General features: G+C 65.0%; 26 protein-coding genes. 19 read left to right on the forward strand and 7 right to left on the reverse strand.

Annotated elements, in window-relative coordinates; genetic code table 11:
• Nucleotides 1-150: 150 nt before the first annotated feature.
• From B7X30_RS04595 to B7X30_RS04645, 11 genes are all read left to right on the forward strand, one after another.
• Nucleotides 151-384 carry a type II toxin-antitoxin system Phd/YefM family antitoxin gene (locus B7X30_RS04595; RefSeq protein WP_286729340.1) on the forward strand — a complete coding sequence of 78 codons (234 nt, stop codon included), beginning with the start codon at nucleotides 151-153 and terminating at the stop codon, nucleotides 382-384.
• Complete coding sequence (locus tag B7X30_RS04600; RefSeq protein WP_286729343.1) at nucleotides 381-806, forward strand: type II toxin-antitoxin system VapC family toxin; 426 nt, start codon at nucleotides 381-383, stop codon at nucleotides 804-806. The genes B7X30_RS04595 and B7X30_RS04600 overlap by 4 nt, the downstream gene beginning before the upstream one ends.
• Complete coding sequence (locus B7X30_RS04605) at nucleotides 803-3,028, forward strand: tetratricopeptide repeat protein (protein WP_286729345.1); 2,226 nt, start codon at nucleotides 803-805, stop codon at nucleotides 3,026-3,028. The genes B7X30_RS04600 and B7X30_RS04605 overlap by 4 nt, the downstream gene beginning before the upstream one ends.
• Before the next feature lie 2 nt (nucleotides 3,029-3,030).
• Nucleotides 3,031-5,052 (forward strand): hypothetical protein, encoded by a 2,022-nt coding sequence (locus B7X30_RS04610; RefSeq protein WP_286729347.1) that lies wholly within the window; start codon nucleotides 3,031-3,033, stop codon nucleotides 5,050-5,052.
• A 71-nt stretch (nucleotides 5,053-5,123) separates the two neighbouring features.
• A complete protein-coding gene (locus tag B7X30_RS04615) occupies nucleotides 5,124-5,969 on the forward strand; it encodes a glycosyltransferase family 2 protein (RefSeq protein ID WP_286729349.1) in 846 nt (281 codons plus the stop codon).
• Between the two features lie 72 nt (nucleotides 5,970-6,041).
• On the forward strand, nucleotides 6,042-6,284 hold the full coding sequence (locus tag B7X30_RS04620) for an AbrB/MazE/SpoVT family DNA-binding domain-containing protein (RefSeq protein WP_286729351.1): 243 nt from the start codon (nucleotides 6,042-6,044) through the stop codon (nucleotides 6,282-6,284).
• Nucleotides 6,284-6,694: a type II toxin-antitoxin system VapC family toxin gene (locus tag B7X30_RS04625; protein ID WP_286729354.1), complete on the forward strand. Its 411-nt coding sequence runs from the start codon at nucleotides 6,284-6,286 to the stop codon at nucleotides 6,692-6,694. Before B7X30_RS04620 ends, B7X30_RS04625 begins: the two co-directional genes overlap by 1 nt.
• A complete protein-coding gene (locus B7X30_RS04630) occupies nucleotides 6,691-7,893 on the forward strand; it encodes a glycosyltransferase family 4 protein (protein ID WP_286729357.1) in 1,203 nt (400 codons plus the stop codon). The genes B7X30_RS04625 and B7X30_RS04630 overlap by 4 nt, the downstream gene beginning before the upstream one ends.
• A complete protein-coding gene (locus B7X30_RS04635) occupies nucleotides 7,890-8,630 on the forward strand; it encodes a class I SAM-dependent methyltransferase (RefSeq protein WP_286729360.1) in 741 nt (246 codons plus the stop codon). Before B7X30_RS04630 ends, B7X30_RS04635 begins: the two co-directional genes overlap by 4 nt.
• Nucleotides 8,620-9,669: a glycosyltransferase family 4 protein gene (locus B7X30_RS04640; protein WP_286729363.1), complete on the forward strand. Its 1,050-nt coding sequence runs from the start codon at nucleotides 8,620-8,622 to the stop codon at nucleotides 9,667-9,669. The genes B7X30_RS04635 and B7X30_RS04640 overlap by 11 nt, the downstream gene beginning before the upstream one ends.
• On the forward strand, nucleotides 9,623-10,756 hold the full coding sequence (locus tag B7X30_RS04645; protein ID WP_286729365.1) for a glycosyltransferase family 4 protein: 1,134 nt from the start codon (nucleotides 9,623-9,625) through the stop codon (nucleotides 10,754-10,756). Before B7X30_RS04640 ends, B7X30_RS04645 begins: the two co-directional genes overlap by 47 nt.
• Nucleotides 10,757-10,760: 4 nt before the next feature.
• Here the strand turns inward: B7X30_RS04645 and B7X30_RS04650 are convergent, their stop codons facing one another.
• The 3 genes from B7X30_RS04650 to B7X30_RS04660 all read right to left on the reverse strand — a co-directional run bounded on the left by B7X30_RS04650 (nucleotide 10,761) and on the right by B7X30_RS04660 (nucleotide 13,972).
• The gene (locus B7X30_RS04650) at nucleotides 10,761-11,492 is read right to left on the reverse strand and encodes a methyltransferase domain-containing protein (protein WP_286729366.1); all 732 of its coding nucleotides are present in this window, start codon (nucleotides 11,490-11,492) and stop codon (nucleotides 10,761-10,763) included.
• Nucleotides 11,476-12,729 (reverse strand): lipopolysaccharide biosynthesis protein, encoded by a 1,254-nt coding sequence (locus B7X30_RS04655; RefSeq protein WP_286729370.1) that lies wholly within the window; start codon nucleotides 12,727-12,729, stop codon nucleotides 11,476-11,478. The genes B7X30_RS04650 and B7X30_RS04655 overlap by 17 nt, the downstream gene beginning before the upstream one ends.
• A gap of 235 nt (nucleotides 12,730-12,964) precedes the next feature.
• The gene (locus B7X30_RS04660; protein ID WP_286729373.1) at nucleotides 12,965-13,972 is read right to left on the reverse strand and encodes a nucleotidyltransferase domain-containing protein; all 1,008 of its coding nucleotides are present in this window, start codon (nucleotides 13,970-13,972) and stop codon (nucleotides 12,965-12,967) included.
• Between the two features lie 217 nt (nucleotides 13,973-14,189).
• On the opposite strand from B7X30_RS04660, the gene B7X30_RS04665 reads away from it, so the two are divergent.
• Together B7X30_RS04665 and B7X30_RS04670 are read left to right on the forward strand one after the other, a co-directional pair.
• On the forward strand, nucleotides 14,190-14,474 hold the full coding sequence (locus tag B7X30_RS04665) for a type II toxin-antitoxin system Phd/YefM family antitoxin (protein ID WP_286729375.1): 285 nt from the start codon (nucleotides 14,190-14,192) through the stop codon (nucleotides 14,472-14,474).
• Nucleotides 14,471-14,905, forward strand: coding sequence for a putative toxin-antitoxin system toxin component, PIN family (locus B7X30_RS04670; RefSeq protein WP_286729376.1), 435 nt, complete (start codon nucleotides 14,471-14,473; stop codon nucleotides 14,903-14,905). The genes B7X30_RS04665 and B7X30_RS04670 overlap by 4 nt, the downstream gene beginning before the upstream one ends.
• 104 nt (nucleotides 14,906-15,009) lie before the next feature.
• On the opposite strand, the gene B7X30_RS04675 is transcribed toward B7X30_RS04670, so the two are convergent.
• Both B7X30_RS04675 and B7X30_RS04680 read right to left on the reverse strand, forming a co-directional pair.
• Nucleotides 15,010-15,387: a type II toxin-antitoxin system VapC family toxin gene (locus B7X30_RS04675; RefSeq protein ID WP_286729408.1), complete on the reverse strand. Its 378-nt coding sequence runs from the start codon at nucleotides 15,385-15,387 to the stop codon at nucleotides 15,010-15,012.
• Nucleotides 15,388-15,434: 47 nt separating this feature from the next.
• Nucleotides 15,435-15,665: a type II toxin-antitoxin system VapB family antitoxin gene (locus B7X30_RS04680; RefSeq protein ID WP_286729377.1), complete on the reverse strand. Its 231-nt coding sequence runs from the start codon at nucleotides 15,663-15,665 to the stop codon at nucleotides 15,435-15,437.
• A 149-nt stretch (nucleotides 15,666-15,814) separates the two neighbouring features.
• Between B7X30_RS04680 and B7X30_RS04685 the strand changes: the two genes are divergently transcribed.
• The 6 genes from B7X30_RS04685 (at nucleotide 15,815) to B7X30_RS04710 (ending at nucleotide 19,894) form a co-directional block, all read left to right on the forward strand.
• A complete protein-coding gene (locus tag B7X30_RS04685) occupies nucleotides 15,815-16,162 on the forward strand; it encodes a UPF0175 family protein (protein ID WP_286729379.1) in 348 nt (115 codons plus the stop codon).
• A complete protein-coding gene (locus B7X30_RS04690; protein ID WP_286729381.1) occupies nucleotides 16,141-16,638 on the forward strand; it encodes a PIN domain-containing protein in 498 nt (165 codons plus the stop codon). Before B7X30_RS04685 ends, B7X30_RS04690 begins: the two co-directional genes overlap by 22 nt.
• 21 nt (nucleotides 16,639-16,659) lie before the next feature.
• The gene (locus tag B7X30_RS04695; protein WP_286729383.1) at nucleotides 16,660-16,833 is read left to right on the forward strand and encodes a hypothetical protein; all 174 of its coding nucleotides are present in this window, start codon (nucleotides 16,660-16,662) and stop codon (nucleotides 16,831-16,833) included.
• 123 nt (nucleotides 16,834-16,956) lie between these two features.
• Nucleotides 16,957-17,532, forward strand: coding sequence for a LemA family protein (locus B7X30_RS04700; RefSeq protein WP_286729385.1), 576 nt, complete (start codon nucleotides 16,957-16,959; stop codon nucleotides 17,530-17,532).
• 37 nt (nucleotides 17,533-17,569) lie between these two features.
• On the forward strand, nucleotides 17,570-18,454 hold the full coding sequence (locus tag B7X30_RS04705) for a GIDE domain-containing protein (RefSeq protein WP_286729387.1): 885 nt from the start codon (nucleotides 17,570-17,572) through the stop codon (nucleotides 18,452-18,454).
• A 189-nt stretch (nucleotides 18,455-18,643) separates the two neighbouring features.
• Complete coding sequence (locus tag B7X30_RS04710) at nucleotides 18,644-19,894, forward strand: THUMP domain-containing class I SAM-dependent RNA methyltransferase (protein WP_286729390.1); 1,251 nt, start codon at nucleotides 18,644-18,646, stop codon at nucleotides 19,892-19,894.
• Nucleotides 19,895-19,899: 5 nt separating this feature from the next.
• On the opposite strand, the gene tatA is transcribed toward B7X30_RS04710, so the two are convergent.
• Both tatA and glpK read right to left on the reverse strand, forming a co-directional pair.
• Entirely contained in the window at nucleotides 19,900-20,178 is a 279-nt protein-coding gene (tatA, locus tag B7X30_RS04715; protein WP_286729393.1) for a Sec-independent protein translocase subunit TatA, read from the reverse strand.
• A 122-nt stretch (nucleotides 20,179-20,300) separates the two neighbouring features.
• The coding region (gene glpK / locus B7X30_RS04720; RefSeq protein ID WP_286729396.1) for a glycerol kinase GlpK at nucleotides 20,301-21,645 on the reverse strand (1,345 nt) is incomplete at its 5' end.

Consider the following 21,645-nt stretch of genomic DNA (forward strand, 5'->3'; position numbering starts at 1 on the left):
GAGGCGGGTTTTTTCATGGCGACGCAAATGCCTTGACGCATCAGGGAGAGATTCCGGGGTCGGGTTTCGCTCCTTATCTTTTCCCAGTTGCCAGTCTTGGCGGATTCAACAACAATCAACCAGATCAGACCAGTCTGCGGGAGCGCTGTCATGGATGTTGGGGCCTTTGAGGCAAAGACGCATTTGCCCGCCTTGCTCAAGCGGGTGGCGGCGGGGGAGCGCATCACCATCACTCGGCATGGGCAGCCGGTGGCGCAGCTCGCTCCGGTGCACACGGCCACGCCCGACCCGCTTGCGGCCATCGAGGAACTTCGTGGTTTTTCCCGCGGGTGCACCACGGGCGAAGGTTCGGTTCGCGCGCTCATCGAGGACGGCAGACGGTGAGCCGGTTCGTTCTGGATGCTTCGGTCACGCTGGCCTGGTTTTTTGAGGATGAGGCCAGCGCCTATGCGTCCGCAGCGCTGGAGAGCTTGCGCCATCATGCCGCCTGCGTTCCGCTGCTCTGGACGCTGGAAATTGCCAACGTGCTACGGGTTGCAGAACGGCGTGGTCGCTGCAATGAGGCGCGTAGCCATCGCTTTCTGGCGCTGCTGGCCGCCTTGCCCATTCAGCCCTTGTCTCAGCCCGCAGATAGCGCGCCTGGGGAGTTGCTGGCCTTGGCCCGGCAATATGAACTGAGCGCCTACGACGCCAGCACCCTCGCCCTGGCCTTGCACGAGGGCTTGCCATTGGCCACACAGGATGCGGCGTTGCTGCGCGCAGCCGAGGCCAGCAGCGTGGGCGTCTGGGCAGGCGCAGCCTCATGAAATCTGCCAAGCTGCGGGCCGCCCCGTTCGTACTGCTCGGCATTCTCGCCCTCGGCCTGCTGGTGTATTGGCCGGGCCTGTCGGGCGGGTATGTGTTCGACGACTTCGGCAATCTGGTGGACAACGCGGCGTTTGCGCAAAGCGCGTTGCAGACGCACTTCTGGCACGCGATCTGGAGCGCGCACGCGGGGCCGCTGGATCGGCCGCTGTCGATGTTCAGCTTTGCCGCGCAGATGGTGTTCACCGGCATGAACCCCTGGCCGCTGAAGCTCTCCAATGTGCTGCTGCATCTGTTCAACGGTTGGCTGATCTGGCTGCTGTCGGTGCGGGTGCTGGGCTGGCTGGAGGGGCGGGCGCCGCGCCCTTGGCTGGTGGGCGCGCCCACGCTGGCGCTGCTGGCCACTGCGGCCTGGGTGCTGGCGCCGATTCAGCTCACGGCGGTGTTGTATGTGATTCAGCGCGAGGAGGCGCTGGCCTCGGCGTTTGTGCTGCTGGGGCTGCTGGCTTACTGGCACGGGCGCATGCGGCTGATCGCAGGCAGACGCGGGGCGATGGCGTGGATCTGGGGCAGCCTGGCCATCGGCACGGCGGTGGCCGCGCTGGCGAAGGAAACCGGGGTAATGCTGTCGGCCTACGCCTTCGTGCTGGAATGGGTGGTGCTGCGGGGGGCGCTTGCGGCGCAATACCTCCCCTCCCCGGCCCTCTCCACGAGTGGAGAGGGGGCAAACACGCCTCCTCCACGCAGTGGGGGAGGTTGGGAGGGGGCAAACGCACTGCCGCGGGGTCTCCATCCCCTGGTTCCGGTGTTCGTGGTGCTGCTGCTGATTCCCGGCGTACTCGGCCTGGCGTGGCTGCTGCCCAGCGCGCTCAATGGCTCGGCCTACGCCGCGCGCCCGTTCACCTTGAGCGAGCGGTTGCTCACCGAAGGGCGGGTGCTGGTGGACTATCTGCGCTGGATCGTGCTGCCTTCGCCCGATGCGCTTTCGCTCTATCACGATGACATTGCGCTCTCCACCGGCTGGCTGTCGCCGTGGACGACGGCGGCGAGCTGGGCGTTTTTGGCGGCGCTGCTGGGCGCGGCGCTGTGGCTGCGCAAGCGGCTGCCGCTGTTTGCATTCGGCGTGCTTTGGTGGTTTGCCGGGCAGTCGCTGCTGTCCACCTTCGTACCGCTGGAACTGGTGTATGAGCACCGCAACTATCTGCCAGACTGGGGCATTTTTCTGGCGCTGTTCGCGCTGTTGTTCACTTGGAGCCCAAGCACCGCACAACCCCCTCCCCAACCCTCCCCACAAGTGGAGAGGGGGCAAACACCCCTCCTCCACGCAGAGGGGGAGGCCGGGAGGGGCATTCCCAATGCCGCGCAGCGCAGTTCTCACCTCCCCCACAGCGTGGGGGAGGCCGGGAGGGGGCGCGCGCCGGACGCCGAGCGCCGCGGCACGTTGCGCCTGCTCACCGTGGGCGGTGTGTCAGCCTTAATCGCGCTTTACGGCATGTTTACCGCCATCCGCGCGCAGACCTGGGGCAATCCGTACCGGCTGGCGTACTTCGAGGCGACCACGCATCCGCAGTCTCCCCGCGCCAGTTACGACCTGGGCCGCATGATGCTCATCACGGCGCAGGGCGTGGGCAGCCCGCAGTTCCAGATGGGCATGCGGCAGATGGAACAGGGCGCGCTGCTGCCCGGCGCCGATCTGCAACCCTTGCAGGCGCTGGTGTTCATGTCGGCGAAGAACGATCTGCCCATTCAGCCGCGTTGGTGGGCCGAGATGCACCACATCATCGCCACCTCGCCGATGAGCGCGGAGGACGTCGGCGCGCTCTACAGCCTGATTCAGTGCAGCATCAACGGCGTGTGCCACTACACCCCGGGCGATGTCCAGCAACTCGACCAGTTGATCGCCTTCGCGGTGCAGCGCAACCCCAGCCGCGCCGATCTGGTCACCCTGCAAGCCAACTGGGCCGCCAACCTCGCGCACGACAACCCGCTGGCCTACCAGCTCATGCTGCGCGCCGTGGCACTCGACCCCGGCAAGTACGACTACTGGAAAAACCTGTTCGTCATGCAGGTGGCCGCAGGGCTTTACGGCGATGCGGGCAACGTGCTGGAACGCATGCGCGAGCTCAATCGCTTTGGCATTCACGACGCGGAGATCAGGAAGCTGACGCAGGAGTTGGCGCAGAAGATGAAGGCCAGCGGCCAGGCACAAACGGAAAGTCGCTAACCATGCACAACAACCCACCGTCTTCCAGCACCGCCCCGACCTTTCGCCGCATGCTGCCGCTCGCGGCGCTGGCGGTGTTGCTGGCGCTGGCCTGGCTGGCTTACTGGCCCGGGCGCACCGGGCCTTTTCTGTTCGACGATTTTTCCAACCTCGCCCCGCTGGGCGACTATGGGCAAATCGATACATGGTGGAAGGTGGTGGCCTTTCTCACCTCGGGTTTTGCCGGGCCGACGGGACGGCCGCTGTCGCTTGCCACCTTTCTGCTCGATGCCCGCAATTGGCCCGCAGCGCCCGAGGCGTTCAAGCTCACCAACGTGGCGTTTCACCTGCTCAACGGCGTGCTGCTTGCCGGGCTGAGCGCGGCGCTGGCGCGGGCGCTCGGTCTGGCGCGGCAGCCCGCCGCTTGGGTGGGCCTGCTGACGGCAGGGCTGTGGCTGCTCGACCCGTTCTGGGTGAGCACCACGCTGTATGTGGTGCAGCGCATGGCCATGCTCGCCGCCACCTTTGTGTTCGCCGGGCTTTGGGGCTATGCGCATGGCCGGTCGTTGCTGGCGCAGGGGCGCAGGCGCGCGGCTTATGTGTGGATGAGCCTCTCGCTGGCACTGGGCACGCTGCTGGCGGTGCTCTCCAAAGAGAACGGCGCGTTGTTGCCGGTATTGGCCTGGGTGCTAGAGGCGCTGGTGTTCGACCGCCAGCACACGGCCGTCGCGCAAGGCGGGCGCACGTTTCTCGTCTGGCGCTGGGCGTTCATCCGCCTGCCCGCGCTGGCGGTGCTGGGCTATCTCGCCACCTTTCTGCCGGGCCTGTGGACGGGCGCCACGGCGGGCCGCGACTTCACCCCGCTAGAGCGCCTACTGACCGAGAGCCGCATCGTCTGGACGTATCTGGGCGACATCTGGCTGGCGCGCACCCATGACGGCGGCTTGTTCCACGACGACATCGTGCTCTCCACCGGGCTGCTGCAGCCGCTGTCCACGCTGTTCGCCGTGCTCGGCATCCTGGCGCTCATCGTCTTTGCCGCGCTGTCGCGCTGGGCGCGCAGCCCCGTGGTGGCTGCGGCTGGTGTCGCCGTGGGCTTCTATCTCGCCGGGCAGGTGATGGAAAGCACCTGGCTGCAGCTCGAACTCGCGTTCGAGCATCGCAACTACCTGCCGGCAGCGCTGATGTTTCTGCCGCTGGCCATCTGGCTGGTGCGCGCCGCGCAAGGCAGCGAGGCGCAAGCAGCGCCACGTAGGCGCTGGCCCATCTGGTTCGCCGTGGCGCTGCTGGCCTTGTTTGCGCTGCAGACCGCGCGCCGGGCCGATGTCTGGGGCAAGCCCTTCCAGCAAGCGCTGGTGTGGGCACGCGAGCATCCGCATTCGCCACGGGCGCAAGGCTATCTGGCCAATTTCTGGAGCCATGTCGGCAACACCCCCGAGGCCGCGCGCCTGCTCGATGCCGCGTTGCGCGAACATCCGCACAGCCTCATTCTGCTGATCAACCGCGCTGGCGTGTCCTGCGCGCTAGGCCAGGCGCCCGAGGGCTTGCGCGCCAGCCTGCTGCAGGCTGCCCGCACCGCCGATCTGGCCGACAACGTCACCCAATACCAGTTCGGCAAATTGCTCGATGGCCTGGGCACCTGCACCGCGCTGGGGGCCCACTTCAGCCAAGACCTGATTGCTGCGGCGCTGGCCAATCCGCATGCGAGGCAAACCACGGTACAGCGCGATTTGCTGCACCGTGAAGCCCTCTCGGCCCTCGCCGCCGGGCATGCGCAAGCGGCCTATGCGCTCGACCTGCAAGCCTTGCGGCTGCCCGGTCTGCCGGTGGGCGCGCGGTTGCGTTTCGCCGTGGAACTCGCCAGCGCCGGGCATCAGCAAAAGGCGCTCGACCTGCTCAATGCAGTGCCGTCGCCGCTGGCGCACATTCATGGCTGGAGCATGGCCGCCCTGCACCAGCGCTGGCTGCGGCATGTGGGCTTTTATCAGGACAGCGAGGCGCATTTGCGCAAGGTGCTGACCGAAGAAATCGGGGAGAAGAAATGACGACTGATCTGCAGGGGGTCAGGTCTAACCTTGATGCATTTGCCACAAAGCCGGAGCCGACCCCGCTGAAGTTGTCCGTCATTCTCCCCGCCCGCAACGAAGTCGGCGCTGTGGGGCAGACGGTCGCTCGCATCCGCGCGCTCTACCCAGAAGCCGAAGTCATCGTGGTGAACGACGGCTCCACCGACGCCACTGCCACTGTGGCCGAGCAGGCGGGCGCGCGGGTCATCAGCAAGCCTTACGGCATGGGCAATGGCGCCGCCATCAAAACCGGCGCGCGCGCCGCGCTTGGCGAGGTGCTGGTTTTCATGGACGCCGACGGGCAGCACGACCCCGCCGACATCCCCCGCCTGCTCGCCAAGCTGGGCGAAGGCTACGACATGGCCGTAGGCGCGCGCGGCGACGGCTCGCAGGCCAGTGTCGGCCGTGGCCTGGCCAACGGCCTGTACAACCGCTTGGCAAGCTGGATGACCAACCACCCCGTGCTCGACCTCACCAGTGGCTTTCGCGCCGCGCGGGCCGACAAGTTCCGCGAATTCATCCATCTGTTGCCCAACGGGTTCTCCTACCCCACCACCAGCACCATGGCGTTTTTCCGCAGCGCCTACCCCGTCGCCTATGTGCCCATCGTGGCGGCGCGGCGTATCGGCAAGAGCCACATCCGCCCGCTGCGCGACGGTGTGCGCTTTCTGCTCATCATTTTCAAGATCGCCACGCTGTATTCGCCGCTCAAGCTGTTCGCGCCGGTGGCCGCCGGGTTCTTCCTGCTGGGCCTGGGCAACTATGCCTACACCTTCACCATTGGCCATCGCTTCACCAATATGAGCGCGCTGCTCATGAGCGCGGCGGTCATCGTGTTCCTCATCGGGCTGATCTCGGAACAGATCACCAACCTGACGTACAAGCGCGATGGGTGAAGGCCTAAGCAAGGATCTCGTCCAGCCCGCCAGCGTTACCATGCCAAAAACGGTAATACTTTTGGAGAAGCCATGTCCACCACGCTCACCAGCAAAGGCCAGGTCACCATTCCCAAGCACATCCGGGATGCCCTGCATCTCAAACCCGGCAGTGGGGTGGAATTTTCTGTGGATGCCGCAGGCAGTGTCGTGCTCAAGCCCGCAACCTCGTCGCACCCTCCCGCCAGACGCGACCGTTTCCAAGCGGTCCGCGGCAGCGCGACGGTCAAGTGGCGCACTGACGACTTGATGCAACTCCTGCGCGGCGATGCCTGATGCTGCTGATCGACACCAACGTGCTCATCGACGTGTTGGAAGACGACCCGCAATGGGCCGACTGGTCGATCCACCAATTGCGTACGCAGTCGCAAGTCCATCCGCTGGTGATCAACCCCGTCATCTACGCTGAACTGTCTCTGGCCTTCAGCACCTATGAGGCGCTCGATGCCGTGCTGAGCAAACTTGGGCTGGCCATGCACGACGTGCCCAGACCGGCGTTATTCCTTGCTGGCAAGGCGTTTACCCGCTACCGCAGCGCCGGTGGCAGTCAAACCGGCGTGCTGCCGGACTTTCTGATCGGAGCGCATGCAGCGGTGCAGTCCTGGCCCCTGCTCACCCGCGATGCGCGGCGTTACCGCAGCTATTTCCCGGGACTCGAACTGATTACGCCGGAGAAAAACCCATGACTGCCGGCAACGAGGCCGCGTGTCGTTCTGATGCATCTGCAACAAAGCTACACCCGACCCCATCCACACGCCAAAAACTGCTGCTCGTCACCCGCAACTTCCCGCCCTTATGGGGCGGCATGGAGCGGCTGAACTGGCATATGGCGGCAGAGTTGTCCAAAAGCTTTGAGGTGCGCGTCATCGCACCAATGGGCGCCGCACAGCACGCGCCACCCGGCGTGACCGTTCGAGAAGCACCCCTCAAACCTTTGCGACGTTTTCTGCTTCACGCGGCCGCCTTGGCCCGGCGCGAAGCCCGCCAGTGGAAGCCAGACATCGTTCTCGCAGGCAGCGGGTTGACGGCGCCTCTGGCCTGGTGGGCGGCCCGTGCCTGCGATGCACGCACGGCCGTTTACGTGCACGGACTCGACCTCACCGTGCCCCACCCCATCTACCGCGCCCTGTGGCGACCCGCATTGCGCAGAATGCAGACGGTGATCGCCAACAGCCGCGCCACCGCTTCGCTGGCCAAAGATCTCGGCATTGACTCCAAGCGTATCCACATCGTCCACCCCGGCGTGGACATCCCCGAGCCAGACCCTACTGCTCGCGAACGTTTCAGGGCGACGCAGGGTATTGCGGCAGAAACGCCCGTATTGCTCTCCGTTGGCCGCCTGACTGAGCGCAAGGGACTGCGGGAATTCGTGAGTGACGTACTGCCTCGCCTAGCTACACAGTGCGCAGACGTGCAACTAATCATCATCGGCGAGACCCCATCAAACGCTCTTTACGCACAGGTGCAGACCCCGCAGAGTATCCAGGATGCTGCCAATAAGGCAGGTGTAGGCCGACGGCTAACGTTTCTCGGTAGTGTGCCCGAAAACGCACTGTCGGATGCCTATCGCGGCGCAGACTTGCTGGTGTTTCCAATCCGTGAATTGCCGGGGGACATTGAAGGCTTTGGCATGGTCGCGGCGGAAGCCGCCGCCCACGGTCTTCCCACGGTGGCCTACGCACTAGGTGGCGCCGTCGATGCCGTGGCCGACCGAATATCAGGCAGATTGGTTACCGCAGAAGATGCACAGGCCTTCGCCGAAGCGGTGCTCGAAACACTTTGCACGCCGTCAGACGGAAACGCGATGGCGGCCTTCGTCGGCAAGCTTGCCTGGCCCGAGTTCGGTCGCCGCGTATGTGCTGCCATACTCCCTACATCACAATGAATTTAGATACACGCCAACCCCATGCTGTGCTCGACTTTCCCTCGCGCCGACTCAAGGGGCTGAAGATCAAGCGACTCCTAGGCTTGGCTGAACGGCAGCAGCCGATGCACCTGCTGGAGATCGGCACCGGCTCGGGCGGCATCGCGCACTACTTCGCCACCCACCCGACCTTGCGCTGTGAAGTCACCGCGGTCGATGTCGTCGACCAGCGGCTGATCCGCGACGGCTACGACTTCCGCCTGGTCCACGATACCGCGCTGCCGTTCGCCGACGCCCGCTTCGACGTGGTGCTCAGCAATCATGTCATCGAGCACGTCGGCGCACGCGACGCGCAGCTCGCGCACCTGCGCGAATTGCGCCGCGTGCTCGCGCCCGGTGGCGTCGGCTACCTGGCCGTGCCCAACCGCCGGATGCTCGTCGAGCCGCACTTTCGGCTGGCCTTTCTCAGTTGGCTGCCGCGGCCGCTGCGCACGCCCTATCTGCGGCTGATGCGGCGCGGCGAGCGCTACGACTGCGAACCACTGACCGTGCCGCAACTCGACTCCCTGCTGGCCGAGGCGGGCTTCGCCTGGCGTCACCTCGAGGTCGAGGCGCTGCGCGAGACGCTGGCGATCGAGGGCGCGCAGGGTCCGGGGGCCTGGCTCGCGGGAAGGCTGCCCGATCCGGCGCTGGCGCTGACACGGCGTGCCATCCCGACGTTGATCTGCCGCATCGAAATAAATGGCTATGGCCGGTAACCAACCCGCCATTTGGTTCCCAGCCATCCGCACCGGGACCGGCACAGACGTCTTCACCGAGCGATTGGCTGCGGCACTCCGCGTGCAAGGCTTGCGCGCGGAGATCACTTGGCTGCCATTGCGCGCAGAGTACGCCCCATGGGCGGTACCCGTGCTCGGAGCGCCAGAATGGGCGACGGTCTGCCATATCAATACCTGGCTGCACCCGCGCTTCATACCCAAACACCTGCCGGTGCTGGCAACGCTTCATCACGCGATCCATGACCCGGCATTGCGCATCTACAAGGGATGCTTGCGCACCGCCTACCATCGCTTCTGGATCGCTCCCATCGAACGCCGCGTGCTGCGCAGGGTTGACCAGGTGGTTGCCGTGAGTCAATACGTGGCTGACATGGCTCAGAACACGCTGTGCGATGTACCGATGCGGGTCATCTACAACGGCATCGATACGAAGTTGTTCTGCCCCGGACGCCAGTTACGTCAGCCTTGGGAACCGTTTCGGTTGTTGTACGTGGGCGCATGGAAGCCCCTGAAGGGAGTGGATTTGCTGGCCCCAACCATGCGTGAGCTTGGCGATGGCTTCGAGTTGCATTACACCGGTGGCCCGGCGGCGGAAAACGATAGGGCTGGGATGCCGGCGAACATGCATGACTTGGGGCGCCTTTCAGGCGATCAGGTAATTGCCGCGATGCAGAACGCCGATGCCTTTTTGTTCCCTTCGCGCAGCGAGGGCTTCGGGCTGGTCGCGGCAGAGGCCATGGCCTGCGGGCTCCCGGTGGTTGCAACGCGCGGCTCGTCGTTGCCCGAGGTCGTGAAGGACGGCCTGACCGGCTTGCTGTGCCCGCAAGATGATGCCCCCGCATTCACGCAGGCTATTAGGCGGCTGGCCGCAGATTCTGCGACGCGGCGGGAAATGTCGTCAAACGCCGTGGTGCGCGCTCGTAGTGCGTTCTCGGAACATAGGGCCATTGACGCCTATTACGAGACTTATCGTGACGTCATTGCCGGATTCGGCGGGGGAGTGGAAGACCATGATTAGGGTAGGAATCGATGTCAGCCGTATTCGTGATGGCATGACCGGAGTTGGACGGTATGCCGCTGGCATCCTGTCTTCGCTCGATACTGCAATGCCGGAAGCCAAGTTCGTGCTGTATGCATATCGCGAAACATCCATCGTGCCCGCGTCTTCACGTTGGCACGTTGTCAAGGATAGGCATCCTTTCTGGAGCCGAATACCAGTCACTCAGTGGATGCATTCGCGACTAGGTGCGCTGATCACCCGAGATCCTGTGGACGTATTCTGGTCGCCGAACACCTTTGTTCCGCATGGTGCAAGCGTGCCATGCGTGCTTACTGTGTACGATTTCAATCATGTAATCGTACCCGAAACCCTGCCCCCGATTACCCGTTATGCGCATCGCAAATGGATGAACGCCGACATCCTCGCCGCAGATGCAAATGTGTCAATCTCGCAAGGAACTTCCCAGCGCATGGTCAAGCTACTTGGACGGCAACCGGATGCGATCGCTTATCCGGCTGTTTCTGCCAAGTCGACGATTTTCGACCAGGGTAAGATGGCGCAACTCTTGGCCCGAGCTGGTGTACGCAAGCCATATCTCCTCACAGTGGGGACGCGTGCTCCGCGAAAAAATCTTACCGGAGCAGTCGTGGCGATGGAGCAATTGCGAGGCGCTGGGTTTTTTCTGAATCACCAGTTGGTTATGGCTGGCCCTGAAGCGTGGGACAGGAGAGGCAGACGCATCGAACGCGGACACAACTGGATCAGACCTCTTGGTTTCGTCGATGACGCGGTGTTGTCAGTCCTGTATGCGAATGCTGAAGCTTTGGTGTTTCCATCGCTTTACGAAGGCTTCGGGATGCCGGTCATTGAGGCACGTGCGCATGGCTGTCGCGTGGTAACTACCGATTCGCCGGAACTGCGCGAGGCAGGCGGTGACGATGCCGTTTATACAGACACGAGTCCGGAGGGCATTGCTGTTGGCATCCGCACAGCACTCTCCCGGCCGCTTCCGTTACCTCAGCAAATTGAACACAGCTGGAAAGACGCGGCCGAACAGATGGCGTTGGTGTTCCGCAAGGTGGCGGCATCCGGCTCTGCGGGGTAATGTCTTAATCGAGCGCGCCTTGGGGCTTGAAGATCGCGATCAAGTTACTGGTTACGACACCGTGCCGATTGCCGTAGAAGGTCGCATTGACCAGGAAAGTGATCGCTTTTCGGGCTACAGCCACGATTGTTCGCTCAACGGCCTTCAGCGGCCCAAGGCCGAAAACCGGAAGTGCGGGTGGATAAGTCGCTACGAGTTTCAGGCCCGCCAGCGACGCGATTTGCTGCAACGCAGTGGTTGCAAGCAGCGTCTTGTGCGTGATGTCGCCATACATCAACCGTCCTGAAAACGGACTGTCTCCACTCGGAATACGGATAAGAATGCGACCGCGACCGGAGAGATGCATCCTCCAAACTTGTAGCTCAGCGACGAAGTCATTCAGAGCCATGTGTTCGACGACATCAAATGCGGCGATCAAGTCGAAGGTTCTGCCTCCGGCGATGGCGTCAAATTTGGCAATAGATGTGTATGCCTCGATACCAGCAGCGTTGGCGCGGTCGACGAGTGCTGGATTGGATTCGATACCGACGTAATGATCGGTGAATTGTCGTATCCAGCCTGCGAACGAACCGTTTCCAAAACCAATTTCCAGTACTCGTGCCTGTCGATCCAGCGTGGTACCGACGCGACGGACTTCCGCAGCGAATTGGATGCGTTCCTCATTCGAGTATTTGCCAAAGGCGGAGAGGTTCCAGCCTTTCCACTCGATGTAATCTTCCTCAACGTTGGTCTGCACGAGAAACGGTCCCCCTTGTCAACATTAGCATCATCAGGATGCCAATTACGGCCATTGTCCACTCTGAATACGCCAGTGCCAGCGGCAAGCCTGATAAAGCCAATCTCGGCGCTAGAACGAACGCTGCAGCGGTCAGCACCACTAGCCCGCCAAGCTCGAATCCCACCCGCATCCACGGCTTCCCCAGTGCCATCAGCGCGCTGCCCGCGGCGATGCGCAGCGCCATGCCGGGAACGGCCAGGGTCAGCCAGCGGATGGTGTCGCCGAGGCCGTGATAGCGCGGGCCGAACAGCAGGTCGAACAGCGGCGCCACGATCCACAAAGCCGCGGCCAGCAGCAAGCTGTAGCCGAGTGTGGCGGCGAACACCCAGCGCAGCAGGCGATTGCTGCGCGTGCGATCGACTTGGCCCTCGCGGAACAGCCGCGGCAAGGCCGAGAGCATCAGCGCGATCACCGGCAGGGTCAGCGCGCCGATCACGCGTGCCCCGGCGGCATACACGCCGGCCGCGGCCAGCGGCAGCAGTTTCAGCGCCAGCGTCTTGTCCAGTTCGGCCGGACCCGCTGCGGTGAGGTTGAGCACGGCATAGCCCGCGGCGTGGCGCAGCTCGGCCCGCCGCGGCAGACGCCAGTCACGCAGCGCGGGCCAGGGATGGCGCAGGCTGAGCGTGGCGACCAGCAGCGCCAGCGCCGAGGCGCCAAGGTAGCCGAAGGCGTAGTCACGCAGCGGGTCGACCGGGTGCAGCAGCCACACCGTGGCCGCCGCCAGCAGGCGCAGCGCCAGCGGCAGGGTGATCAGCAGTTGCGAGGTGGCGGTGCGGCCGTGGCCCTGGTGCTCGGCGCTGGGCAGGTTGAGCAGCGGTTGCAGGATCAGCTCGGCCAGGCCCAGCGCGACCAGCACGCTCGTGCCGATGCCGGCCGCGCCCAGCAGCGTCGTTGCCAGCAGCAGGTAGAGCGCGAACAGCAGGCTGCCGCAGATCAGCGTCGTGCTGAGCGCGAACGGCAGCACGCCGGCGCGGCGCTGCGGGTCGCGCGACACCTCGGCCAGCAGCACGATATGGGTGCCGAAGGTGGACAGCGTGCCCAGCATCACCGCCAGTGCGGCGACGCCGGCGAAGGCGCCGAAGTTGTGCGGCCCCAGCATGCGCGCGACCAGCAGCAGGGTGCAGGCCTGGGCAAATAGTCGTAGGCCCAACACCGCACTGGTACGCAATGTTGCACCGGCGATGGGCCCCGCCATAAATTGCTTCAGACGCTGAATCATGAAACGCCATTACTCGGCGAGCAGATGAAAGACGGCTGATGGCTCATTTTCGTGGGTCATGGGGTCAGGTCTAGCCTTGATGCAATTGCTACAAAGCTAGACCTGACCCTATCCCTAGACCCTATCCCACGTAAAACTGCTGTGTTACAGCAATTCATACGGGGCGATGCCCAAGCGCGTGGCGGCATCATTGCGCACGCGCTGATAGGTTTCAAGCAGCAGTGGCTGTAGTGTTCGGCCAGTTGGATATTTTCGGCAAAGGCGGTGCTGTTTTCCATGTATTCGTGGATGAGGCTATTGCGCAGTTGCCTGGCTTCCAGCCATTGGGACGCGTCTTCGAGTAGCCAAGTTGCTCGGCGCGATTGAGCACTTCGATCTGGCTGCGGGGGCGTTCGGCCAGGGCGCGTAACCAGCGCGGCAGCAGTTTGTCGGCGATGGTGTCTTGCAGGCGGTCATAGCGGGAGACAAAGACTTCCAGCCGTTCGGCGGGTTCAGGTTGTGTGTCGAGACCATCGACCCAGGCGGGGGTGATGGGCTGACTGAACAGGCGTTGCCGACTCCATTCCAAGTGCGCGCTTTCCTTGGCCACAATGTACAGCGTAGCCAAAAAGCGGGCGCGATCAAACATCTGGGTGGTGTTCACAAAGGAATCCCCGTGGCTTGCGCAAGCGTGAATGGCTTGTTTTGGAGTGTTGGGTTGCACGATGAGGACGGCGATGCGCTGGTCGCCCAAGCGCTGTTGCAAGCGGGTGACGAAGCTCAGGCGCTTGCGTTGCACTTCGGGCTGGGGGTTGGGGAGTTCGATCAATAAGTCGATGTCGCCGCCTTTGCGTGTGTCGTCGGTGCGCGAGCCGAATAGGCTGACTTTGACCTCAGTGCCGAAGACTTCGGCGGCGGTAGCTTTGATGGTGTGCTGCTGGGCGGGGGTCAGGCGCATGGGGATATTGAAGCAGAACCCTGGCGCTGAGCAAGGCGCCACAGGCAGCCGGGTGAACTGGCGGCGCGGCAGCAAGGGTTTGAAGTCGGCATCGAAACTGACCAGATGGTCGCGCCCTGATGGATGGCGGCGGCTAGGAGCCTGCCGGGCTTGGGGCGTGGATGGCGAAAAATGGCGATGGGGATGCCCTGTGGCGACGGCTTTTTGCAGCCCGCGATCTTCAAGCCCGACAGGCTCCTGGAAGCTGCGCAATGGCGGGTACACCCTCGGCGTTGCATCCACCCAAACCATGTTCAGTCAGCAGCGCCTTGCGCATGGCCGCGCGTGGCCTGCGGGACGGCCTGCGCGGGCGCATGGGCCGTGGCGGGGGTGATGCTGCAGCTTGGTCGTGGCAATCGGCCGCATTGGACGCTCGATCTGTCAAGGCAGGCCGTGGCCAAGCCAAACCTGTCAATCTAGCTATAATGTCTAGAATAGACAGTTCACGCAGGAGTATTCCATGATCACCGTCACCTCGGTCGAAGCCCAGAACCGCTTTGGGCAGTTGCTGGATACCGTGCAGCGCGAGCCGGTGGTCGTCACCCGGCATGGGCGCGCAGCGGCGTTCATCGTCTCGCCGCAAGACATGCAGGATTTGCAGGCGCTGCAGGCTGCACGGCGCAAACGCAGCACGGCGGTGGCGGAATTCGAGGCCGCATTGGCCAAGAGCGACGCCCAGCTCACACCCGCCGCGCGGACGTTGACCGATGAAGATGTGCTGCGTCTGGTCAAAGAATCGCGGTGAGCGGCCAACAGCGGGTTGTCATCGATACCAGCACGCTGATCGGCGCCATGTTGCGCCCCGATTCGGTGCCGCGACAGGCGCTGTTGAATGCGCTGCGCACCTGCGAGCTTGCGGCTTGTGTTGCCACCTTGGATGAGTTGCGCGAGGTTTTGCAGCGTCCCAAATTCGACCGCTATCTGCCTCTGCAAGCGCGGCTTGATTTCTTGGGCTTGGTCTCCAGGCAAGCGCGGCTTTTGGAGGTGGATGCAGCGAGCGAGCAGGCTGCTTCTGGCGCGTGCCGAGACGCGAAAGATGCCAAGTTTCTGGCACTTGCCTTGGCGTGTCATGCGGCGGCCCTGGTCACCAGCGACGCCGATCTGCTCGTCTTGCACCCCTGGCACGGCGTGCCCATTTTGACGCCCGCCGCGTTTTTGCGAACCGCGGGCGACTAAGGCGACATCAGCGAATTTCCGGCACACCATGGCGCAGCAGCATGCGCAGTTTGTGCGGGGTCAGGAGTCGCCTTGATGCAAAGGCTACAAAGCCAGACCTGACCCTATCCCGCTGACTGATGCAGCACCTCGAAACGTTCCGCCACAGCGCATAGCCGCTTGTCCAGGGTCCACAACGCGACCCCCGGCGTCATCAAGGTAGAGGCCAGCAAGAGCATGTCCACCAGGCCGCAACCCAGGCCGTACAGGCGTTCGCACTCGACGAACGCAATGGCCTCCCGCACGCTGGCCTGCTGGGTTTGCTGCAACTGATTGAGATCGGCCAGCACTTGAACCCGGTTGGGCGGCGTTCCACAGGCGAGCTCGCCGACAATCAACGGGTGCGCCATCGCCAGGTCGAGTTCGAGCAGTTCGACCAGTGCATCATTGCGATACCGGAAGTGATCAACCCACACCGAGGTATCGACCAGCACCCCCCTCACTGCTGGACGCCCCCAGGGTCGGCTCGCCGACCCACCCCCCGAGGGGGTCAAGGAAACTTGGGGCGGCCCGACGTTTCCTTGAGGACGCCCTCACGGCGGCGGGGGATGGCCTGCATTTCCGGTGCGGCTGCGCCAAGGGCGGCGAGCCGCTTGGCCGCTTGAACACGAACAAAGGTCTTGATGGCTTCACGGAACAGGTCAGCCTTTTCCATGCCCGGATCGGCGACCTCCAGCGCGCGTTGGTACAAGGCATCGTCAATTGTGACCGTGGTTCTCATGAGCCCCCCTGTGCATCGATATTGATGCAATTTTTCGCCTGATTCAGCACCCTGTCAAACAGCCCGCTCGGGGTCACCTGACCCTACTCATCTTCTTCAAGCGGGAATGCTAGGATGATTCCCATCTCATCTTCCCATGGAGGATAGGCATGGAAACGGTGAATGTCAGCAGTCTGAAGAACAATCCCAGCGAAGCCTTGCGCAAGGCGCATGGCGACGTGGTGGTGGTGATGAACCGCGACCGCCCCGACGCGTTGATGGTGGGCATTGAATCGGTGGGGGCGCTGTCGTTCGCGGGCGTGAAACCCGCGCTGGCGACCGCTCTGTTCCGCGACGGCGCCCTGTCGCTGCCGCGCGCGGCGGCGTTGGCGGGCATGTCGGTGAGCGCCTTCGCTGCGCATCTGTCGCGTCTGGGAATCGCCGCCGTTCGGCTCGACGCGCAGGAGGCGGCGCGCGACATGGACACGCTCGAGGCATGGCTGGCCGCATCGTCCTGATCGACGCCAGCCCGGTGATCGGACTGGCGCGCGTGGACGGCTTGCCGTGGCTGGGCGCCCTGTTCGGCACGGTCTGGATTCCGCCGGAGGTCAGGGGCGAGGTGCTGGCGAACAAGGGCGACGCGCAAGAGGCCGCCATCCGGGACGCCGAACTGCGAGGATGGCTGCGCGCCAGTGCGCAAGCCCCCGCTTTGCCGGAACTGCCCGATCTGGACGCAGGGCAGGCCAGTTGTATCCGCCTGGCGCTCGCCCACGACGGCCCGGCGCTGTTGCTGATGGATGAACGGGCGGGACGCGCCATCGCCCAGGAGCACGGCTTGTCCGTTGCCGGCACTGCGACAGTCATCGGCATGGCCAAATCCCGGCAACTGATCCCGTCCGCCCGCGCGGTGTTCGAGCGTCTGCACCGCTCGGGTTTCCGCATCTCGGCACAGGCCATCGACACGGTGCTGCGACGCGTTGGAGAACCGGCGTAGCCCGGACGGAGGTTGCAGATCGTGGGGAAAATCTCCCGCAAGCGCACCCGCACGCAGACGCTCAAACTGCCTGCCTCCACGCCGCGCAACCCGCTGGTGGCGCCGGCGCTGCAGCGCAAGGCGGGGGCGCATCGCAAGAGCAACAAGGCGCTGCGGCGCGGGCTGCGGTCGGGGCGCAAGCCGGAACCGGAGTGATCGGGGCGGGGCGCCCCGCAGTGCCATGGGCGCAACGGCGGCGGGCGGCTGAGTCGCTGGAACGGCGCGGCTTCACCCGCCAAACGTAAACTGCGCAACATTCCGTTTCAACTGGAACCGCCCATGATCGTCACGCTCGTCATCCTCGTTCTGCTCGTTGCGCTACTGCTTTACGGCGTGATGATTTACAACAATCTGGTGAATCTCAAGCATGCAATCTCGCAGGCCTGGGCGAATATCGATGTGCTGCTCAAGCAGCGTCACGACGAGCTGCCCAAGTTGGTGGAGGTGTGCAAGCAGTCGATGCATTTCGAGCAGGAGACGCTGGAGCGCGTGGTGCGCGCCCGCTCGCAGGTGCAAGAGGCGCGCGAAGCCGGGGATGTGCGCAGCCTGGGCCGCGCCGAGGGCGCGATGCGCAGCGGGCTGGGGGCTCTGTTCGCGGTGGCCGAGGCTTACCCCGACCTGAAAACCAACGAGACCTTCCAGCATTTGCAGGCGCGCATCAGCGGGCTGGAGGAAAGCATTGCCGACCGGCGCGAGTTCTACAACGCGGCGGTGAATGCGAACAATGTGCGCATCGAGCAGTTTCCCGACGTGATCGTGGCGCGGCTGCTGGCCTTCGGCCCGGCGGAGTTGTTCAAGGTGGCCTCTGCCGAGCGGGCCGATGTCGATCTGAAGGGCTTGTTCGCCGCGTCGTGAAAACCCTCTCTCGGGCAGTTGATCGGGTTGCCGTCCGATGTTGAGCGGCTTGTCGCCCAGCGGCGCAGCGCCGCAGGTGCTGTTCATGGCGCTGGCTTTGGGCGCGGTTGGGCTGGTGCAGTTTTTCCGCCTGCAGCGCCGCCGCCGGGTGATGGAGGACATGCCGACGGCGCGCATCCGTTCGGCAGCGCAGGGCTATGTGGAGTTGATCGGCCGGGCGCTGCCGCCCGACGCGCCGCTGTTTTCGCCCATCACCCGCACGCCGTGCTGCTGGTATCGCTACAAAATCGAAAAACGCGACGACGACAACAAAAACAGTTGGTCCGTCGAGGAACAGGGCAAGAGCACGACCCAGTTCTGGCTCGATGACGACACGGGCCGCTGCATCGTCGACCCCGAGGGCGCGGAAGTGCGCGCCCGCTCGCGCAACACCTGGACGGGCGCCGCCGCTCAGCTCATTCCCGGCACGAGCGAGGTGCTGATGACGGGCGATAGCGATCACCGCTATACCGAGCATCTCATCCTGCCGGGCCAGACGCTCTATGCCCTGGGCTGGTTTGCCAGCCTCTCGCCGCTGCAGGCCTCGGCCCACGAGGAAGTGCGCGAGCGCATCGCCGCGTGGAAGGCCGACCCCCAACAGCGGCGCGCCTTCGACGCCAACCGAGACGGCGAGCTGGATATGGCCGAGTTCGAGCAACTGCGCCAGCAGGCCGCCGCAGCCGTGGAAGCCGAACGCCGCGAACGCGCCGCGCAGCCTCAGACGCATGTGCTGAAAAAGCCGAAAGACCGCCGCTTGTTTCTGCTCACCACCGAGCCGCACGACGCCCTCAGCGGCCAGCTGCGCTGGCAGGCGTGGGCCTGGCTGGCGGCGGGCGTGCTGGGGCTGGCTTACGGCGGGGCGGGGCTGCTGATGCGGGTTTGATCGACGCCCGCAATCTCCCCACCCCAACCCTCCCCACAAGTGGGGAGGGAGCAGAAATCTCCTCCTCCACGAAGTGGGGGAGGCCGGGAGGGGCATCGTTTGCACCGCGCAGCGCCGTTTTCTCCTCCTCCACGAAGTGGGGGAGGCCGGGAGGGGGAGTCTTGCTGCCATCGGTCATACGATGGCGGCATGCAATCGCCCTATTCCTCCGTCTACAAAAAGCGCCGCGCGGCCGCACAGCCGCCAACGGCGCCCAACGCCTTCGATTTTTTCCTGCCCTGCCCGCGCGGCGTCGAGGCCGCACTGGCCGACGAAGTGAAGGCTCTGGCCGAGCACAGTCCCACCCTGCGAGCGGGTACGCCCACGCCCGGCGGCCTGCCCGTGCAGGGCAGCCTGACGGATGCCATGCGGCTGAACCTGCACTGCCGCCTGCCCAGCCGGGTGTTGCTGCTGGGCGGCAGTTGCAGCTATGCCGACGCCGAAGACATCTATCACCTGGCCCGCGATCTGGCCTGGGAAAAATGGTTCGACGTGACCCAGGCGCTGCGCGTGGACGTGACCGCCGAGCGCAGCCCGCTTGCGAGCATCAAGTTCGCCGCGCTGCGGGTGAAAGACGGCATCTGCGACCGCTTTCGCGCGCTGACGGGCGAGCGCCCGGACGTGGACACCGCGCACCCCGATGTGCGCATCCACCTGCATCTGCGCGAGGCCGACGCCCTGCTCTACCTCGACACCAGCGGCGAGCCGCTGTTCAAGCGCGGCTGGCGCAGCGAGCACGGCGCGGCGCCGCTAAAAGAGCATCTGGCCGCCGGCCTGCTCAAGCTCTCGGGCTGGACGCCGGGCGACGTGCTGTTCGACCCGCTGTGCGGCTCGGGCACGCTGGTCATCGAGGCCGCGCAAATGGCGGCCAACCGCGCGCCGGGGCTGGATCGCAGCTTCGGCTTCGAAGCCCTGCAAGGCTTCGACATGGACGCCTGGAACGCGATGCGCGAGCAGGCCCGGCAGGCCGTGCGCCCGCTGACGCCGGGCCAGTTTTTCGCCGCCGACATCGACCCGGCGAATGTGCGCATGACGCTGGACAACGCCCGCCGCGCCGGGGTGGACGGCGCAATTGCCGCGCAAGCGGGCGACGTGATCGCAGCCATTCCCCCGGTGGACGCCGCCGCCCTGCCGGCCGGACAAGCGGCCTGGCTCATCAGCAACCCGCCTTACAACGAGCGCATTGCACCCGAAGGGCAGGCCGCGGATGACTTCGCCCCGCAACTCGCCCGCACCCTCAAGCAGCGTTTCGCCGGTTGGCATGTGGCGCTACTGGCCGCCGATCTGCATTGGGACAAGGCGCTGCGCCTCAAGCCGCGACGCCGCATCGTGCTGTTCAACGGCACGATCGAATGCCGCCTGATGCTCATCGACATGGTCGCGGGCAGCGCGCGGGGATAGGCGTTTTACTTCGCCTTGAAGGCGATGTCTTCGGCCTGCTCGGCGCGCGTGCCCAGTGGCGATTTGGCCGATGCCGTGACCTGGGGCGGCGGTGTGGCCGCTGTTGCCGCAGCGTCGGTTTCGGCGGTTTTTTCCGCCAGGGCGTCGGTCTCTTTCATGCCTTGCTTGAAGCCGCGCACGGCCTCGCCCAAATCGCTGCCCATGTTTTTGAGCTTCTTGGTGCCGAAGATCATGATCACGATCAGCAGCACGATCAGCCAATGCCAAATACTGAATTCACCCATTGCGGTTCTCCTGTGCGTCCGCCGCGTGGCGGGCAGGTTCGACTCTGTTTAGGGTGAAATTGTCTCCCCAGGTTCACCCCTTCAGGTGAAAGCAAACGCAACATCTGCGCCGCAGGCAAAAATCAGTCGTCGGCCCAGTCGCGGGCGCGCTCCACGGCGCGGCGCCAGCGAGCCATGCGCGCCTCGCGCTCGTCGGTGCTCATCTGCGGCGTGAATCGGCGTTGTTCCTGCCATAGCGCCGACAGCGCAGCCGCGTTCGGCCACAGGCCTGCGCCCAGCCCGGCCAGATAGGCCGCGCCCAGCGCCGTGCTCTCGGCCTGCACGGGGCGCACCACGGGCACGCCCAGCAGGTCGGCCTGAAACTGCATCAGCGTGTCGTTCACCGCCGCGCCGCCATCCACCCGTAGTTCGGTCAGCGGCGGCCCGCCCTGCGCGGCGACGTCGGCCTGCATGGCGGCGAACAGCTCGGCGCTTTGATAAGCCAGGCTGTCGATGGTGGCACGGGCGACCTGCGCCGCCGTGGTGCCGCGGGTGATGCCGATGAGCAGGCCGCGCGCCTGTGCGTCCCAGTGCGGCGCGCCCAGGCCGGTGAAGGCGGGCACGAGCAGCACGCCGCCGCTGTCTGGCACACTGTCGGCGAGTTGCTGCGCTTCTTGCGCGCTGTGCACCAAGCCGAGGCCGTCGCGCAACCATTGCACCGCGGCCCCGGCGACGAACACGCCGCCTTCCAGGGCGTAATGCAAGGGCTGATCGGCGCCGAGCTTCCAGGCGATGGTCGTCAGCAGGCGCTGCTGCGAGCGCACCGCCTGCGTGCCGGTGTGCTGCAGCGCGAAGCAACCGGTGCCGTAGGTGTTTTTCGCCAAGCCAGGCTGCAGGCAGGCCTGACCGAGCAGCGCGGCCTGCTGGTCGCCGGCCATGCCGGTGATGGGAATGTCCAAACCGCCCAGACGTGCCATGGCCAGCGCGCCGCAGTTGGGCACGATGGCGGGCAGCACGGCGCGGGGCACGCGCAGCAGCGCCAGCAATTCGTCGTCCCAGTCGCCGGTGTGGAGATTGCACAGCAGGGTGCGGCTGGCATTGCTGACATCGGTGAGGTGGGTCGCGCCGCCGCTCAGGTTCCAGACCAGCCAGCTGTCGATGGTGCCTGCGGCGAGCTCGCCACGGTCAGCGCGGGCGCGAGCGCCGGGAATGTGGTCGAGCAGCCAAGCCAGCTTGGTGGCGGAGAAATAGGCGTCGGGCAACAGGCCGGTGCGCGCTTGCAGCGGCGGCGCGTGGCCGTCAGCCGCGAGCTGGGCGCAGATGCCCGCAGTGCGCCGGTCTTGCCAGACGATGGCGTTCGCCAGCGGCCTGCCAGTGGCGCGCTCCCAAAGCACCACGGTTTCGCGCTGGTTGGTGATGCCGATGGCGGCGAGATCGCTCAGCTTCGCTCCGGCACGGGCCAGGGCTTCGGTGAGGGTGGCGCTTTGC

The sequence above is a fragment of the Thiomonas sp. 13-64-67 genome, from assembly GCF_002282795.1.
GTDB lineage: Bacteria > Pseudomonadota > Gammaproteobacteria > Burkholderiales > Burkholderiaceae_C > Thiomonas > Thiomonas arsenitoxydans.